Source organism: Alphaproteobacteria bacterium (assembly GCA_019695395.1).
Classification (GTDB): Bacteria; Pseudomonadota; Alphaproteobacteria; order JAEUKQ01; family JAIBAD01; genus JAIBAD01.
This window is the reverse complement of record JAIBAD010000041.1, coordinates 1-14,856: the sequence shown is the minus strand read 5'-3', so window position 1 is coordinate 14,856 and position 14,856 is coordinate 1. Positions and strand designations below refer to the sequence as shown.

15 protein-coding genes are annotated in these 14,856 nt (G+C 35.1%); 9 read left to right on the top strand and 6 right to left on the bottom strand.

What is annotated here, in order from left to right; all coding sequences use genetic code 11:
- Positions 1-43 precede the first annotated feature (43 nt).
- Genes pstA through phoB form a run of 4 tightly spaced genes read left to right on the top strand, consistent with a single transcriptional unit; the run spans position 44 to position 3,534 of the window.
- The gene (gene pstA, locus K1X44_07410) at positions 44-1,318 is read left to right on the top strand and encodes a phosphate ABC transporter permease PstA (protein ID MBX7147119.1); all 1,275 of its coding nucleotides are present in this window, start codon (positions 44-46) and stop codon (positions 1,316-1,318) included.
- Between the two features lie 16 nt (positions 1,319-1,334).
- A complete protein-coding gene (gene pstB, locus K1X44_07405; protein ID MBX7147118.1) occupies positions 1,335-2,105 on the top strand; it encodes a phosphate ABC transporter ATP-binding protein PstB in 771 nt (256 codons plus the stop codon).
- Between the two features lie 24 nt (positions 2,106-2,129).
- A complete protein-coding gene (gene phoU, locus K1X44_07400; GenBank protein ID MBX7147117.1) occupies positions 2,130-2,855 on the top strand; it encodes a phosphate signaling complex protein PhoU in 726 nt (241 codons plus the stop codon).
- Entirely contained in the window at positions 2,842-3,534 is a 693-nt protein-coding gene (phoB, locus tag K1X44_07395; GenBank protein ID MBX7147116.1) for a phosphate regulon transcriptional regulator PhoB, read from the top strand. The genes phoU and phoB overlap by 14 nt, the downstream gene beginning before the upstream one ends.
- On the opposite strand, the gene K1X44_07390 is transcribed toward phoB, so the two are convergent.
- The 3 genes from K1X44_07390 to K1X44_07380 are packed head-to-tail and all read right to left on the bottom strand — an operon-like array spanning position 3,531 to position 7,914.
- Positions 3,531-5,081, bottom strand: a complete 1,551-nt coding sequence (locus K1X44_07390; protein ID MBX7147115.1) for an AmpG family muropeptide MFS transporter — start codon at positions 5,079-5,081, stop codon at positions 3,531-3,533. The two genes, phoB and K1X44_07390, sit on opposite strands and share 4 nt — an antisense overlap.
- Positions 5,065-6,915, bottom strand: coding sequence for a translational GTPase TypA (gene typA / locus K1X44_07385; protein MBX7147114.1), 1,851 nt, complete (start codon positions 6,913-6,915; stop codon positions 5,065-5,067). The genes K1X44_07390 and typA overlap by 17 nt, the downstream gene beginning before the upstream one ends.
- Positions 6,916-6,933: 18 nt before the next feature.
- Positions 6,934-7,914 carry an adenosine kinase gene (locus K1X44_07380; protein MBX7147113.1) on the bottom strand — a complete coding sequence of 327 codons (981 nt, stop codon included), beginning with the start codon at positions 7,912-7,914 and terminating at the stop codon, positions 6,934-6,936.
- A gap of 175 nt (positions 7,915-8,089) precedes the next feature.
- Here K1X44_07380 and K1X44_07375 point away from each other — a divergent pair, with 175 nt between their 5' ends.
- The 3 genes from K1X44_07375 to K1X44_07365 all read left to right on the top strand — a co-directional run bounded on the left by K1X44_07375 (position 8,090) and on the right by K1X44_07365 (position 10,251).
- A complete protein-coding gene (locus K1X44_07375) occupies positions 8,090-8,767 on the top strand; it encodes an EI24 domain-containing protein (GenBank protein MBX7147112.1) in 678 nt (225 codons plus the stop codon).
- A gap of 102 nt (positions 8,768-8,869) precedes the next feature.
- A complete protein-coding gene (locus tag K1X44_07370; GenBank protein MBX7147111.1) occupies positions 8,870-9,529 on the top strand; it encodes a polymer-forming cytoskeletal protein in 660 nt (219 codons plus the stop codon).
- A 131-nt stretch (positions 9,530-9,660) separates the two neighbouring features.
- Positions 9,661-10,251: a hypothetical protein gene (locus tag K1X44_07365; protein ID MBX7147110.1), complete on the top strand. Its 591-nt coding sequence runs from the start codon at positions 9,661-9,663 to the stop codon at positions 10,249-10,251.
- Here the strand turns inward: K1X44_07365 and nth are convergent.
- The 3 genes from nth to dnaK form a co-directional block, all read right to left on the bottom strand.
- The gene (nth, locus tag K1X44_07360) at positions 10,241-10,885 is read right to left on the bottom strand and encodes an endonuclease III (protein ID MBX7147109.1); all 645 of its coding nucleotides are present in this window, start codon (positions 10,883-10,885) and stop codon (positions 10,241-10,243) included. The genes K1X44_07365 and nth overlap by 11 nt on opposite strands.
- A 21-nt stretch (positions 10,886-10,906) precedes the next feature.
- Entirely contained in the window at positions 10,907-12,043 is a 1,137-nt protein-coding gene (gene dnaJ / locus K1X44_07355) for a molecular chaperone DnaJ (GenBank protein ID MBX7147108.1), read from the bottom strand.
- Between the two features lie 87 nt (positions 12,044-12,130).
- A complete protein-coding gene (gene dnaK / locus K1X44_07350; GenBank protein MBX7147107.1) occupies positions 12,131-14,053 on the bottom strand; it encodes a molecular chaperone DnaK in 1,923 nt (640 codons plus the stop codon).
- A 278-nt stretch (positions 14,054-14,331) separates the two neighbouring features.
- Here dnaK and K1X44_07345 point away from each other — a divergent pair, with 278 nt between their 5' ends.
- On the top strand, positions 14,332-14,577 hold the full coding sequence (locus K1X44_07345; protein ID MBX7147106.1) for a hypothetical protein: 246 nt from the start codon (positions 14,332-14,334) through the stop codon (positions 14,575-14,577).
- Between the two features lies 1 nt (position 14,578).
- Positions 14,579-14,856: DUF1848 domain-containing protein (locus tag K1X44_07340; protein MBX7147105.1), on the top strand; the 278-nt coding region annotated here is incomplete at its 3' end.

The window sequence follows — 14,856 nt, the reverse complement described above, 5'->3', positions numbered from 1 at the left end:
AATATTATTGCTCTTTATATTGTTAAAAAATATCGAGAAAAATATGAATAAATATACACAAGAAAAATCAACATTAATTTTAAAAAAACGTTTAAAAAAACGCCTAAGGCATGAAAAAATATTTAAATATTTTGGTATTTTGTCCATTCTATTGGCATGTTTTATTTTAGGATTTCTTTTAACCGATATTATTGGCAAAAGTCTACCTGCTTTTAATCAAACTTATATTAAATTGGAAATCGATAGAAAACTATTAAACGAAAATAATGACCCCGATACCTCAACCCTTTTTTATACGAAAATTATTCGTCAATCTTTCTTGGGTATCTTTCCTAATGTTCAGGATAAACAAGACCAACGAATTCTTTTAAAAATGCTAAGTAATAATGCAGGCTATGATTTACAAAAAACAATATCAAATTCAAAAAACAGTCTTTCAGATAAAATAAATATATGGATCAAATCTTCGGATGATATAGATCTTATCTATAAAAATTATCTTAAAAATTTATTATCTCAAAATAATCCAACAAATGATAAGCAAATTTTATGGGTGAACCAACTTCATCAACAGGGGAAAATAACAAAGAAATTTAATTTCACTTTTTTTACCTCGGGCGATAGCCGTGAACCAGAACAAGCAGGTATTTTGGCAAGTATTCTTGGCACATTATTAACAATGAGTATAACTTTATTATTTGCTGTTCCTTTGGGTGTTATGTCGGCGATTTATCTTGAAGAATTTGCACCCAAAAAACTTTGGATTGATATTGTAGAAATCAGCATTAACAATCTTGCGGCTGTACCTTCAATTGTATTTGGGTTATTAGGGCTTGCTGTTTTTATTGGTTTCTTTGGGCTTCCACGTTCGACCCCTATTGTTGGGGGGTTGGTATTGGGATTAATGATTTTACCTATTCTTATTATTGCAACTCGATCCGCTTTAAAAACAGTTCCAAGTTCTATTCAACAAGCTGCTCTTGCCCTTGGTGCATCCCCTTTTCAAACTGTTATTCATCATAAACTTCCTTTAGCTTTACCTGGTATTTTAACAGGAACCATTATAGGAACCGCCAGGGCTATCGGAGAAACAGCCCCCCTTTTAATGATTGGGATGGTTGCCTTTATTGCTGATATACCCTCTCATTTTACAGATGCTGCAACTGTATTACCTGTGCAGATTTATTTATGGGCAGATAGTCCAGAAAAAGCTTTTCTTGAAAAAACAAGTGCAGCTATTATTGTTTTATTATTAATTCTTATTCTCATGAATGGATGCGCTGTTTATATTAGAAGAAGATTTGAAAAAAGATGGTAAGTATAAAGGTTAGTTTATGTCGCTAAATAATATCTACAAAATTTATGCTGAAAATGTTAATGTTTTTTATGGAACAACCCAAGCATTAAAAGATATCTCCTTATCTATTCCTAAAAATAAAGCGACAGCTTTAATCGGTCCATCGGGATGTGGAAAATCAACTTTTTTACGCTGTCTTAATCGCATGAACGATGTTATTGAAGGATGCCAAGTTACTGGTAAAATTACTATCGATACAAGAGACATTTATGATCCCACTATTGATGTGGTCAGTTTAAGAGCAAAAATTGGTATGGTTTTCCAAAAACCAAATCCTTTTCCTAAATCTATTTATGACAATGTTGCTTATGGGCCACGTATCCATGGACTGGCAATAAAAAAAGCGGAATTAGATGAAATTGTGGAATCCAGTCTTGAAAAGGCTGGGTTATGGAATGAGGTTAAAGATAGGTTAGAAGAAGCTGGTACCGGCCTATCGGGTGGTCAACAACAACGTTTATGTATTGCACGGGCTATTGCTGTTAATCCCGATGTTATTTTAATGGATGAACCATGTTCAGCCCTAGATCCTATTGCAACTGCTAAGGTTGAAGAATTAATTGATGAATTAAGAATTAATTATACAATCGTTATTGTAACTCATTCGATGCAACAAGCAGCACGTGTTTCACAATATACAGCCTTTTTTCATTTGGGGGAGCTTGTTGAACAAGGAAAAACAGATGATATTTTCACAAGCCCACGTGATCCCAGAACCCAGGGATATATAACAGGACGTTTTGGTTAACAACACTTTTAAAAGAGCAACATCATGGCCCCACAACATATCGTAAAATCTTTTGATGAAGAATTAAAAAAACTTAATGACATTATTATGAAAATGGGGGGACTTGCTGAAACACAATTACAGCAAGCCATGGAAGCTTTAATTAAAAGACACAGCGACCTTGCAACTAAAGTTATAGCCAATGATGACAGTATCGACGAATTGGAACAAGAGATGAGTGCCATGGTTATTCGTATTCTGGCACTACGTCAACCTATGGCCCAAGATTTACGTGAAGTTATCACCGCTCTTAAAATATCAAGTGATTTAGAAAGAATAGGTGATTATGCAACCAATGTTGCCAAGCGTTCTATTGCTCTGGTTCAAATGCCGGTCGTTCGTTCAGCTACGACAACAATTGCTCATTTAAGCCAGCTTGTGCAAACTATTGTTAAAGATGTTCTTGATGCTTATGCATATCGAAATGCAGAAAAAGCTATGCAAGCCTGGCACCGGGATGAAGAAGTTGATGCTTTATACACAGGTATCTTTCGAGATCTTTTAACTTATATGATGGAAGATCCAAGAAACATTACACCCTGTACCCATCTTCTTTTTATAGCTAAAAATATTGAAAGAATAGGCGATCATGCCACAAATATTGCCGAAACCATCCATTTTCTGGTTTTAGGTCAAGCGATAGAAAAAAATAGACCTAAAGCAGATGATACATCTTTCACAATTCATCAAATTCAACATGAAGAAACATAAAATTTTAATTGTCGAAGATGAAGCTGACTTGGCCTCTCTTCTTCAATATAATTTAAATAACCAAAATTTTATAACCAAAATTGCTGATGATGGCGAAAAAGCTTTAATGTTAGTTCAAGAAGATCAACCCGATTTAATTCTTCTGGATTGGATGATCCCTTTAATTTCAGGTATAGAAGTATGCCGCCAGATAAAAAAATCCCAAGCAACATCACATATACCAATTATTATGTTAACGGCACGCGGTGAAGAAAAGGATAAACTTCGTGGATTTGATTTAGGGGCAGATGATTATATTGTTAAACCCTTCAGTGTTAATGAACTTATTGCAAGAATAAAACTGCTTTTGCGTCGTTCTAATGTTTTAGCTGATACAACATTGATATATCACGATCTTAAAATGGATCTTATAACATATCGTGTTTTTAAAAATAATCATGAAATTCATTTAAGCCCCACAGAATTCAAACTACTACGTTATTTTATGGAAAACCCCGCTCGCGTCTTTAATCGTGAACATCTACTTGACCATATATGGGGTAAAGATATTTATGTTGAACCTAGAACTGTTGATGTTCATATCAGAAGACTTAGAAAAGCATTAAATCATTATCCACCCTTACAAAATTATATCAGAACTGTAAGGGCAGCAGGTTATGCTCTTGATTATAATAATTAAACTTTAGCTAGTTTTATTTTTTCTACGGGATAACGATACATAATCCAAAACAAAAATATCAGTCCGGGCAAGGCAGCTATTGCCGTAAAAATAAAATAAGGAATCCAGCCCATTTGCTCTGCAAATATACCACTTTGAGATGAAAGAACTGTACGCCCAACAGCCATTAAAGATGAAAAAAGAGCATATTGAGTTGCTGTAAAGGTGGTGTTACATAAATTTGATAAATAGGCAACAAATGCAGCCGAGCCCATACCACCTGCTAAATTTTCTATACTTATAGTTGCCATTAAAAAATAAATATCATGGCCCATATAAGCTTGAGCAGAAAACATTAAATTTGATAATAATTGGGCAATTCCTCCCAAAAGGAGGGCCATCATAATACCATAACGCGTTACCATTATCCCACCTAAGAAAACACCTACCAACGTTGCAATAAGCCCATAAATTTTGCTAATTTCAGCAATTTCAATATTAGTAAAACCCATCTTCACATAAAAGGCATTAGCCATGGCGCCTGCCATTGAATCTCCTAATTTATAAAATAAAACAAAAAGAAGAATTGCTTTCCATCCTTGCCTGTTAATAATATCAGAAAATGGATTGATAATTGCTTGATCAAAATAGTCACGTAAAATTTTATAATTATCAGCTACTTTACCTGTTTGACCTATGGTTTTTGGTAATAAAGAAATAATTAAAATTGGGGTAAGTGCTGCTAAAATTAAAGCTATAGTTGAGGGTAAAAATTTAAGAGTAGGGATTTTAGAAAATTCTGTAACTTCAAAAAAACTTTTCATTGAAGAAAGTGTTAAAAAATAAATACCAACAGCGCATAAAGCAACGGCTAATAATCCTAAAATTAAAAGATACCAATATTTTGAATTTTCTGTTGATGTGGTACGTATTTTTGTGGGTTCTGGTGAAAATAAAGTAATCGCCATACATATGGCCATCAATCCTGCCATAACTAAATATGCAGCAAACCAAGATACACTTTGGGCTAACCATAATGCACCAGCACCCGACGCCAACATACCCAATCTATATCCATATTGGGTCATAGCTGCGCCTGTTCCTTGCTGTTTTTCATCAAGTAATTCAATACGATATGCATCAATAACTATATCTTGACTAGCTGAAAAAAAAGCAACCAATACTGCATATAGTGCTGTTAATTCTGGATTAAGTTTGGGATCAATACTACCAAGTAAACTGATCGTTATCATAAGCATTATTTGGGTAATAATAGCCCAACTTTTTCGTTGCCCTAATCTTCCTAAAAAACCAGGTAATTTAACTTGGTCAATAATGGGAGCCCATAGAAATTTCAAACTATATGAAATACCAACAAGTGAAAAAAATCCTATTGTTGCTAAATCAACTTGCATCCTCGTTTGCCAAACTTGCAATGTACTGCTGGTTAAAGCTAAGGGAAGGCCACTAGAAAAACCCATAAATAAAATAATTAACAATCGTTGATCAAAATATTTTTTAATCCCCTCATGTTCCGAATATTGAGATAATTTATTCAGCGCTTGCATAAAGCATTCCCCCGTCTTTTTCTGCAGCACGGCTGGCCCGTTTACGATCGTGTGGATCCAAAATCTTTTTACGTAATCTTATATTTTTAGGTGTTACTTCAACCAGCTCATCATCATTGATATAAGCAAGTGCTTGTTCCAGCGTCATAAGTTTTGGTGGTGTTAATCTTATAGCTTCATCTTTAGAGGTTGTTCTAATATTTGTGAGTTGCTTTTGCTTTAAAGGGTTAACCTCAAGATCATTATCTCGGCTATGTTCACCAATAATCATGCCTTCATATACTTCCATACCAGGCGCAATCATCAACCATCCTCTTTCTTCTAAATACCAAAGAGCATAAGCAACCGACGCACCTGTAGCATTTGCAATAAGTACACCATTATGTCTTCCCTCGATTGATCCTTTATAAGGTGCATAGCCATGGAAGAGACGGTTCATAATTCCCGTCCCTCTTGTATCGGTCAAAAATTCACCGTGGTATCCAATAAGACCACGTGAAGGAATAATAAAATTAAGCCTGGTTTTTCCAGCTCCAGATGGGGCCATATTTTGTAATTCACCCCGTCTTCCACCAATTTTTTCGACAACGACCCCTACAAATTCTTCATCAACGTCGATTTGTATTTCTTCCATAGGTTCAAGATTTTGCCCAGTTTCTGGATCTTTTTTATAAAGAACACGAGGTCTGCTGATAGAAAGTTCAAACCCTTCGCGCCGCATCGTTTCAATCAAAACCCCAAGTTGTAATTCTCCCCGACCTGATACCTCAAAACTATCTTTGCTTTCAGATTCACGTACCTGAATAGCAACATTACCTTCCGCTTCTCGAAGCAATCTAGACCTAATCATACGCGTTGTTAATTTATCGCCGTCCCGCCCAGAAAAAGGTGAATCATTAACCGCAAAAGTCATTGCCAATGTAGGTGGATCAATAGGTTCAGATGGAATAGGTTGGTCAATAGCTATATCACAAATTGTATCCGCAACTGTTGTTTTTTCAAGCCCTGCAATAGCAACGATATCACCAGCTTCTGCTGTTTCAATAGGTATACGATCGAGCCCACGAAAAGATAAAAGTTTAGTCAATCGCCCTTGTTCAATAATTTGTCCTTCTGGATTTAATGATTTAACTGTCATATTAACCTTGGCTGTTCCTTGTTGAACACGACCTGTTAAAACGCGGCCTAAATAAGGATCATATTCCAAAATTGTCGTCAGCAACGCAAAGGGTTCTTGCGGTTTTGATTGGGCTTGGGGGACATGTTGAATAATAGCATCAAAAAGTGGTGTCATATTTTCTTTTTTGTCTTCCAAATTTTTTACAGCCCATCCTTGTTTTCCAGACGCAAAAAGTGTTGGAAAATCAAGTTGCGCATCATTCGCCCCCAACGCCACAAAAAGATCAAAAACCATGTTATGGACTTCATCAGGTCTGGCATCAGGACGATCTATTTTATTAATAACAACGATAGGTCTTAATCCTTGATTCAATGCCTTAATCGTCACAAATTTTGTTTGGGGCATCGGTCCTTCAGCCGCATCAACTAAAAGAATAACCCCATCAACCATACCTAAAATTCGTTCGACTTCCCCACCAAAATCAGCATGACCTGGTGTATCTACAATATTAAGTTTGATATTTTGCCAAGATATAGATGTGCATTTGGCAAGAATTGTAATACCTTTTTCACGTTCTAAATCGTTTGAATCCATGGCACGCTCAACCATTTTTTGATTGGCACGAAAAATACCACTTTGCTGAAGTAACTGATCAACCAAAGTTGTTTTGCCATGGTCAACATGGGCTATAATTGCAAGATTTCTAATATTCATAATAATTTTTATTCAAGGTTAAAGAAAAGATTGTAAAATATTTTTAAGCGGTTTTGTGGGACGCGCCCCAAAATGACCTAATATTTGGCCAGCAGCTTCACTTGCTATATGTCCACATTTTTTTAAATCGTAATTTTGGGCATAAGCATAAAGAAAACCAGCTGCATATAAATCACCCGCACCAGTTGTATCTAAAACACGATTAACTTTAGCAGGATTTATTTCAATAACATCATTTTGTTTAATAATCAAAGATCCTTTTTCACTTCGTGTTAATATGACAATATCACAAAGAGTTTTTGCTCTTTCTAAAGTTTCATCAAGACTTTTTGTTTGTAAAAATGAACAGGCTTCCAATTCATTAGCAAATAAAATATGAACATGATCTTTAATTAAAGCTTTAAATTCGGGTCTATGTCTTTCTGCACAAAAACTATCAGATAAACTTAATGCAAAATAATTATTAGATTGGCTGGCCAACTTTGCTGCTTTTTTTACAGCTAATCGTGCTCCTGGCGGGTCAAACAAATATCCTTCAACAAAAGTTATTTTTGAAGATTGAACCCATTGTTCGTTGATATCTGCAACGGATAATTCAACACATGCCCCAAGATAAGTTTGTAAAGTACGTTGGGCATCAGGGGTTACAAAAATATGACATCGTGCGGTAGGCGCCCCCCCTATAGAAGGTGTAGTTTCATAATAAACACCCACTGCCCTAATATCCTGAATAAAAGTTTTTCCTAATTGATCATCATGAACCTTACCAATAAATCCAACTTTTCCCCCAAATGATGCAATACCCGCAGCTGTATTTGCAGCCGATCCACCAGAAATTTCCAAAGATTCATTCATAATTTTATAAAGATATTCGGCTCGATTAATATCTATTAAGGTCATTGCACCCTTTTGCAAATCATATTTTTGCAAAGCTGCATCATCTGCATGGGTTACGATGTCAACAATGGCATTCCCTAAACATAAAACATCAAACATCATTCTTAGTATTACCTTTCACCCCAAAGTTTTATAACTTGGTTACTATAGGGGAGTTTTGCCTTGAATTTATAATTTGGTCAATAAATTATATAGTTTATTAACCTTAAATCTCTGATTATAATTATTATAATCCTATTTTAAACCTCTCAAGGCAGAATAGAATATTTTATTCAAAATGTTAGAAGCTTTTTTAAAAACACTGGTCTTTTTATCTGAGTATAAAAATCTAAAAGTTATTTTTGGATGTGTTTTAGGGTCTATCTTAGTTATATTTGTTCTTTATCTAGTTTTTTCTACTGTTTTAATTTCTATCCCTTTTACAGAAATTACCATTATAGACTTTTTAATTAAAATTTTGCTTGGATTAGGTGGATTAGTCACCACCTGGTTTATTTTTCCAATTTTTATTACATTTTTTATCAGCCTTTTTGTTGATAAAATTATTGATACAACCATAAAAGAATATTATCCCCATTTTTCAAATATATCTCAATCAAATTGGAAAGTTTTTATTGAATCTATTAAGTTTCTTCTTTTAACTTTATTAATTAATCTTATTTTATTGCCTTTTTATCTTCTGTTTATCTTTTTTCCACCGCTGGGTTTTTTATTTTTTTATTTGATTAATGGTTATCTTTTAAGTAAAGAATATTATAATCTTGTCGCTATGCGCTTTTTAACCTTTGAAGAAAGTGCTATTTTTTGGAAAAAAAATCGCTTTTATTTAATAGGTGATGGGATTTTAATGTCGTTCAGTTTTTATATTCCTATTCTTAATTTAATAACACCTGTGTTATTAGCTATTTATATGTTACATCGTTTTATTAATCTTGGACGATCTATTATAAAATAATAAAGAAAAACCAAGAAGAATATTGCCTATTTTATAGATTTATTTTAACCTCCTTTAATGGAATTAATTTAGACTATCTTTATTTAAGGAAAGTATTAAGGTATGTTTGGTAAAAAAAGAGAGCGTGATATGATAACAAAACCTGGCGCAGAATCTGCCCAATTACGTGAAACAAATGCTGAAGTAAAAACCTCGCGTTCTTTTGGACGTCCAGATATGAATGCCGGATCGCAATCTGGTAGAGGACCTGATATGCCAATGCCTCGTAGACTTCCCCCTGAAATAGCATCCCCTATGGCCCGTAGATCAGATTTACGTGGTGCCAATAACAGTGCTGATTCATCTGAAGGTAAACGATTAATTGTTGGACGTGATATTGTTCTAACTGGTGAAATCAGAGCCTGCCAAAAACTAGTTGTTGAAGGACGCGTTGAGGCATCACTCACAGATAGTAGAAGCATTGAAATTGCAGAATTTGGTGTTTTCAAAGGATCAGCCCAAATTGAAACAGCTGATATTAGTGGCCGATTTGAAGGCGATATCACTGTCCATGGACGTTTAACCATACGTTCTACGGGACGTATTGTTGGCTCTATTCATTATGCAGAATTAGAAGTAGAAAAAGGTGGAATTTTATCTGGTCAAATTGATATATTATCAGAAATGCACGAAGATGATATGCATGACCATGGTCATCAAAGAGCAACGGTTCATGCCACCATGATGGACCCAATGGATGAAGGCGACGAAGATCAAATTTGATCTTGTGATAGCAGAATTAATTTTATTAGTTTTAGTTGTTTTTAACCCGTTAACTTCAATTTTGGTCATTTATGATTAAAAAAAGCTATTTAAACCCAATCGTTTATTATGTTTTTATATTGGGGTTAACTTTGTTTCTTTCAGCATGTCAAGTAAATTGGGATAAAGTTTTAAGGGACCCTTATGCTGCAAAAAATAATGCAAATAAAACAACAGAAACAAAAAGAACTGTTTTTAAGCCTGAACCTAATACAACGCCATCATCTTCTATAGTTTCTACTAATAAATCTATAACGACACCACCTCTTGAAGATCCTCTTCCACCTGCTATTGCCTCAACAACATCCCAAGAGCCAAGTAAAGTAGAAACACCTACCGTAGAAACAAAAATAGATCCCACAAAAATTGAAGAGAAAATCCCAACAAAACCAACCGAACCTGTCCCTCTATCGCTGGCTTCTCTTTCCGAAAATCCGCAAAATATAATTGGTATTGATCAAGAAAAAGTTAAAAATCTTTTAGGTGAACCCTTTTTAGTTAAACGCGATCCTCCAGCCGAAGTATGGCAATATAAGAATGATCAATGTATTTTAGATCTTTTTTTATACGAACAATCAAGCATTTACCGCGTTTTATATATTGAAACACGTACCCCAAAAGCAGAAACTATTGCAGCTCCTATGTGTTTTAAATCCATATTTTCTAAAAAAGCTACAGGTTAGCTAATTTTTGGTCTTTAAAATAATCACATTCTTTATGAACAATACATTCAAAGCACAAAGGGTTACGAGCTTTACATACATAACGTCCATGAAGAATAAGCCAATGATGGGCATATTTTTTATAAATCTTGGGAACATTTCTCTCCAACATTTTTTCAACGGCTAAAGGTGTTGGGCCTGGTGCTAAACCTGTTCGATTGGCAACCCTGAAAACATGTGTATCTACGGCTATCGTTGGATGGTCAAAGGCAATATTTAAAACAACATTTGCCGTTTTTCGACCAACCCCTGGAAGGGTTTGCAAAATTTCTAAATTTTCTGGAACCTTGCCATCATATTGATCAACCAATATATGGCTTAATGCTATAACATTTTTGGCTTTCATATTATAAAGCCCAATAGTTTTTATATATTCTTTAAGCTTTTGTTCGCCAAGTTTAACCATATCATAAGGATTATCAATTTTTTTAAATAATTCCTGGGTTGCTTTATTAACACCTTTATCCGTCGCTTGAGCCGATAAAACTACAGCAATTAATAAAGTATAAGGATTGATATAATCAAGCTCACCTTTAGGTTTTGGATTAGCTAATGATAATTTTTTAAAAAAAACTTGGATCGTTTTTTTATCCATAACCGTACATTATAGATTAATTTATTCTTTTAATTCTTGCCAAAACTCTTTGACTTTTGTGAAAAAGCTTTCAGATTGCGGGTTATTCTTTTTACTTTTAACACTACCTTCTTCAAAAGATTTTAACAATTCTTGCTGTGCTTTTGTAAGATTAATAGGGGTTTCTACAAAAATTTCAACATACATATCTCCTCTATTATTTGATCTTAAAATGCTCATCCCCTTATGGCGTAATCTTAATTTTTGTCCTGTTTGAGTTCCTGCTGGGATATTAACTTTTGCCCTTGTTCCATCAATACAAGGGACATCTATTGTACCACCAAGACTAGCTGTTGTCATAGGAATAGGTATTTTACAAAAAATTGATGATTCTTCTCGTTCAAAAAAAGCATGAGGGGCTATCGTAATAAAAATATAAAGATCACCAGATGCTGTACCATGAAGACCTGCTTCCCCTTCACCTGAAAGGCGAATACGTGTTCCTTCTTCAACCCCTGCTGGGATAGAAACAGATAAAGTTTTTTCTTTGCGTTGACGACCCGATCCCTGACATGATTTACAAGGTTTTTCTATAACCCGCCCCGCCCCATTACATGTATGACATGTTCTTTCTATTGTAAAAAAGCCTTGGGTCGATCTTTGTTTTCCACTTCCTCTACATGTAGAACAGGTAATTGGCTGGGCACCTTTTTCCCCCCCTGTCCCATGACATGAATCACAGGCAACAGCTGTTGTTAAACGAATAGATGCTTTTTTGCCAGCAAATGCTTCTTCCAAGGTGATTTGCATATTGTACCGTAAATCAGCACCGCGTTGGTTAGCCTTGCGGCCCCCACCCATAAAATCGCCACCAAACATTTCATTAAAAATATCGGAAAAACCACCCGCGAAATCAAATCCACCTGCACCACGTCCCGCACCCATACCTCCATTTTCGAAAGCTGCATGGCCATATTGGTCATAGGCTGCTCTTTTTTGATCATCTTTTAAAATATCATAAGCTTCGCTGATTTCTTTAAATTTATGCTCTGCTGCTGCATTATCTTTATTACGATCTGGATGATATTGCATGGCCAATTTTCTATAGGCCTTTTTAATAGTCTCAGCGTCGGCTTTACGGTCAACGCCCAATGTTTGATAATAATCTGTTTTTGCCATATTTATTTATTCACTTAAAATAAAGGCTTTTGCAAGATATTTAATCTTGCAAAAGCTTTTTATATCTAACAAAGGTTAAATTAAAACTTAACCCATTTTTCCCTTACGTTTTTCATCAATCTCTTCGAAATCAGCATCAACCACACCTTCGTTATTAGACTTTGAAGATTCTGGGGTTTCAGATGATGATTCCTGTGGTGACCCTTCTTGGGCTTTATATAAAGCTTCACCAAGTTTAAGAGAAAGCTGGGTCAAATTATTTGTTTTTTCTTTAATTTGATCAACTTCTTCACCAGATAAACTTGTCTTTAAATCTGCAATGGCAGATTCAATTGATGATTTATCACTGTCAGAAACTTTATCTCCTGCTTCTTTCAACGATTTCTCTGTCGTGTGAATAAGAGATTCAGCTTGGTTTTTAGCTTCAACTAATTCACGGCGCTTTTTATCTTCACCCGCATGAGATTCAGCATCTTTAACCATCTTATTAATTTCATCTTCACTTAACCCACCAGATGCTTGAATACGAATTTGTTGCTCTTTACCTGTCGCTTTATCTTTCGCAGAGACATTGACCAACCCATTGGCATCAATATCGAACGTTACCTCAATCTGGGGGACACCACGCGGTGCTGATGTGATACCCACCAAATCAAATTGTCCCAAAAGCTTATTATCAACAGCCATTTCCCGTTCCCCTTGGAAAACCCTAATGGTAACGGCAGTTTGTCCATCTTCGGCCGTTGAAAAAACCTGGCTTTTCTTTGTAGGAATTGTGGTATTACGATCAATCAATCTTGTGAACACACCACCCAGAGTTTCAATTCCCAAAGATAAAGGTGTCACATCAAGCAATAATACATCTTTAACGTCACCTTTCAACACACCACCTTGAATAGCAGCACCCACCGCCACCACTTCATCAGGGTTAACCCCACGATGCGGTTCTTTGCCAAAAAAGCTTTTAACAGTTTCAATAATTTTTGGAACACGTGTCATACCACCCACGAGAATAACCTCGTTAATTTCGGATGCTTTTAATCCTGCATCTTTAAGGGCCATGCGGCATGGTTCAATTGTTCTTTGAATAAGATCATCAACCAATGATTCTAATTTTGCTCGGGTTAATTTAATATTCAAATGTTTTGGGCCATTTTGATCAGCTGTAATAAAGGGCAAATTAATTTCCGTCTGCATCGAGCTTGAAAGTTCTATTTTTGCTTTTTCTGCTGCTTCTTTCAAACGCTGTAAAGCCAAACGATCTTTTCTTAAATCAATACCGCTTTCTTTTTTAAATTCATCGGCCAAATAATCCATAATACGCGCATCAAAATCTTCACCACCTAAAAATGTATCACCATTGGTGGATTTTACTTCAAAAACGCCGTCCCCTATTTCAAGAACAGAAATATCAAACGTACCACCACCTAAATCATAGACAGCAATGATGCCATTTCCCTTTTTTTCTAAACCATAGGCAAGTGCAGCAGCAGTAGGTTCATTAATAATACGTAAAACTTCCAATCCTGCAATTTTACCTGCATCCTTGGTTGCTTGACGTTGGGAATCATTAAAATAAGCAGGAACTGTAATAACCGCCTGGCTTACTTTTTCACCTAAATAATTTTCTGCCGTTTCTTTCATTTTTTGAAGAATAAAAGCACTAATTTGGGATGGAGAATATTTGGTTCCCCGGCATTCAACCCACGCATCCCCATTATCACCAGGGACAATTTTATAAGGAACAAGATCTTTGTCCTTTTGGGTTATTTTATCGTCAAATCTGCGGCCAATTAATCTTTTAATTGCAAATAATGTGTTTTCAGGATTGGTTACAGCTTGGCGTTTTGCAGCCTGCCCCACAAGACGTTCCCCTGATTCGGTAAAGGCAACCATTGAGGGCGTTGTTCGCGCACCTTCAGCATTTTCTATAACCTTTGCCTCTCTCCCTTCCATGATTGCAATACATGAATTGGTTGTACCTAAATCTATACCAATAACTTTACTCATCTTTTACCCTCTTTTTTAGTCGAACTTGAAACCCTTAATTTCATCAAAGGTTTTTATATATATAATCTCTATATTTCCAATTTTAATAGAAAGCCCAATAACTTAATTAAGTTTTATAAAAAATTGCGTAGAGATTTACAAAATGTGATATAGGAAGAACAAAAATTTATACAAGAACTTGTAACCCAAATTTTTACCCTAGTTGATAGAAACCTAATTTTAAGGCAAAATCAAGCAAGAATTACTATAATTTTTTGACGTTATTAAAGGAAATCCCATTGCTTTATGATGATACACTAAAACCTTTAGAAAAAATTTATGCTTCCATGAAAGGCACCATGCTAAGTGATATTGCCATTGGCGTTGGTTTTTTTATTGTGGGAAAATATATAACCCATTCCCCTGTATTAAGTTATTTAGGTCTTGGTTTCGCTTTTATTGCTTTAATTTTATCCGGGATTTTTCACTGGTTAAGTTTACGAGAAATTAAACGAAAGCAAGCCAGAAAAGCAAATATCGCTTAATTTGATGATTATCTCTGCCAGCTATCGCACAGATATTCCAGCTTTTCATGGGAAATGGTTTAACCGTCAATTCCAGCAAGGGCATTGTTGGGTTCATAATCCTTATAATAATAAACCCTATTATGTTTCGCTAAATCCCCAAGATATTGATGTTTTTGTCTTTTGGACACGGAATCCTAAACCCTTTTTAGAGTCACTTGTGAAGGTTAAAAATCTTAAGCTTCCCTTTATAATACAATGGACCATCACCAATTATCCCAAAGAACTTGAAAAATCCGT

What these genes read in the sequence shown, in the direction of transcription:
- K1X44_07390 (MBX7147115.1), bottom strand. Translation starts at nt 5,081, where the DNA reads ATGCAAGCGCTGAATAAATTATCTCAATATTCGGAACATGAGGGGATT.
- typA (MBX7147114.1), bottom strand. Translation starts at nt 6,915, where the DNA reads ATGAATATTAGAAATCTTGCAATTATAGCCCATGTTGACCATGGCAAA.
- phoU (MBX7147117.1), top strand. Translation starts at nt 2,130, where the DNA reads ATGGCCCCACAACATATCGTAAAATCTTTTGATGAAGAATTAAAAAAA.
- K1X44_07375 (MBX7147112.1), top strand. Translation starts at nt 8,090, where the DNA reads ATGTTAGAAGCTTTTTTAAAAACACTGGTCTTTTTATCTGAGTATAAA.
- dnaJ (MBX7147108.1), bottom strand. Translation starts at nt 12,043, where the DNA reads ATGGCAAAAACAGATTATTATCAAACATTGGGCGTTGACCGTAAAGCC.
- phoB (MBX7147116.1), top strand. Translation starts at nt 2,842, where the DNA reads ATGAAGAAACATAAAATTTTAATTGTCGAAGATGAAGCTGACTTGGCC.
- K1X44_07380 (MBX7147113.1), bottom strand. Translation starts at nt 7,914, where the DNA reads ATGATGTTTGATGTTTTATGTTTAGGGAATGCCATTGTTGACATCGTA.
- pstB (MBX7147118.1), top strand. Translation starts at nt 1,335, where the DNA reads ATGTCGCTAAATAATATCTACAAAATTTATGCTGAAAATGTTAATGTT.
- pstA (MBX7147119.1), top strand. Translation starts at nt 44, where the DNA reads ATGAATAAATATACACAAGAAAAATCAACATTAATTTTAAAAAAACGT.
- dnaK (MBX7147107.1), bottom strand. Translation starts at nt 14,053, where the DNA reads ATGAGTAAAGTTATTGGTATAGATTTAGGTACAACCAATTCATGTATT.
- K1X44_07370 (MBX7147111.1), top strand. Translation starts at nt 8,870, where the DNA reads ATGTTTGGTAAAAAAAGAGAGCGTGATATGATAACAAAACCTGGCGCA.
- nth (MBX7147109.1), bottom strand. Translation starts at nt 10,885, where the DNA reads ATGGATAAAAAAACGATCCAAGTTTTTTTTAAAAAATTATCATTAGCT.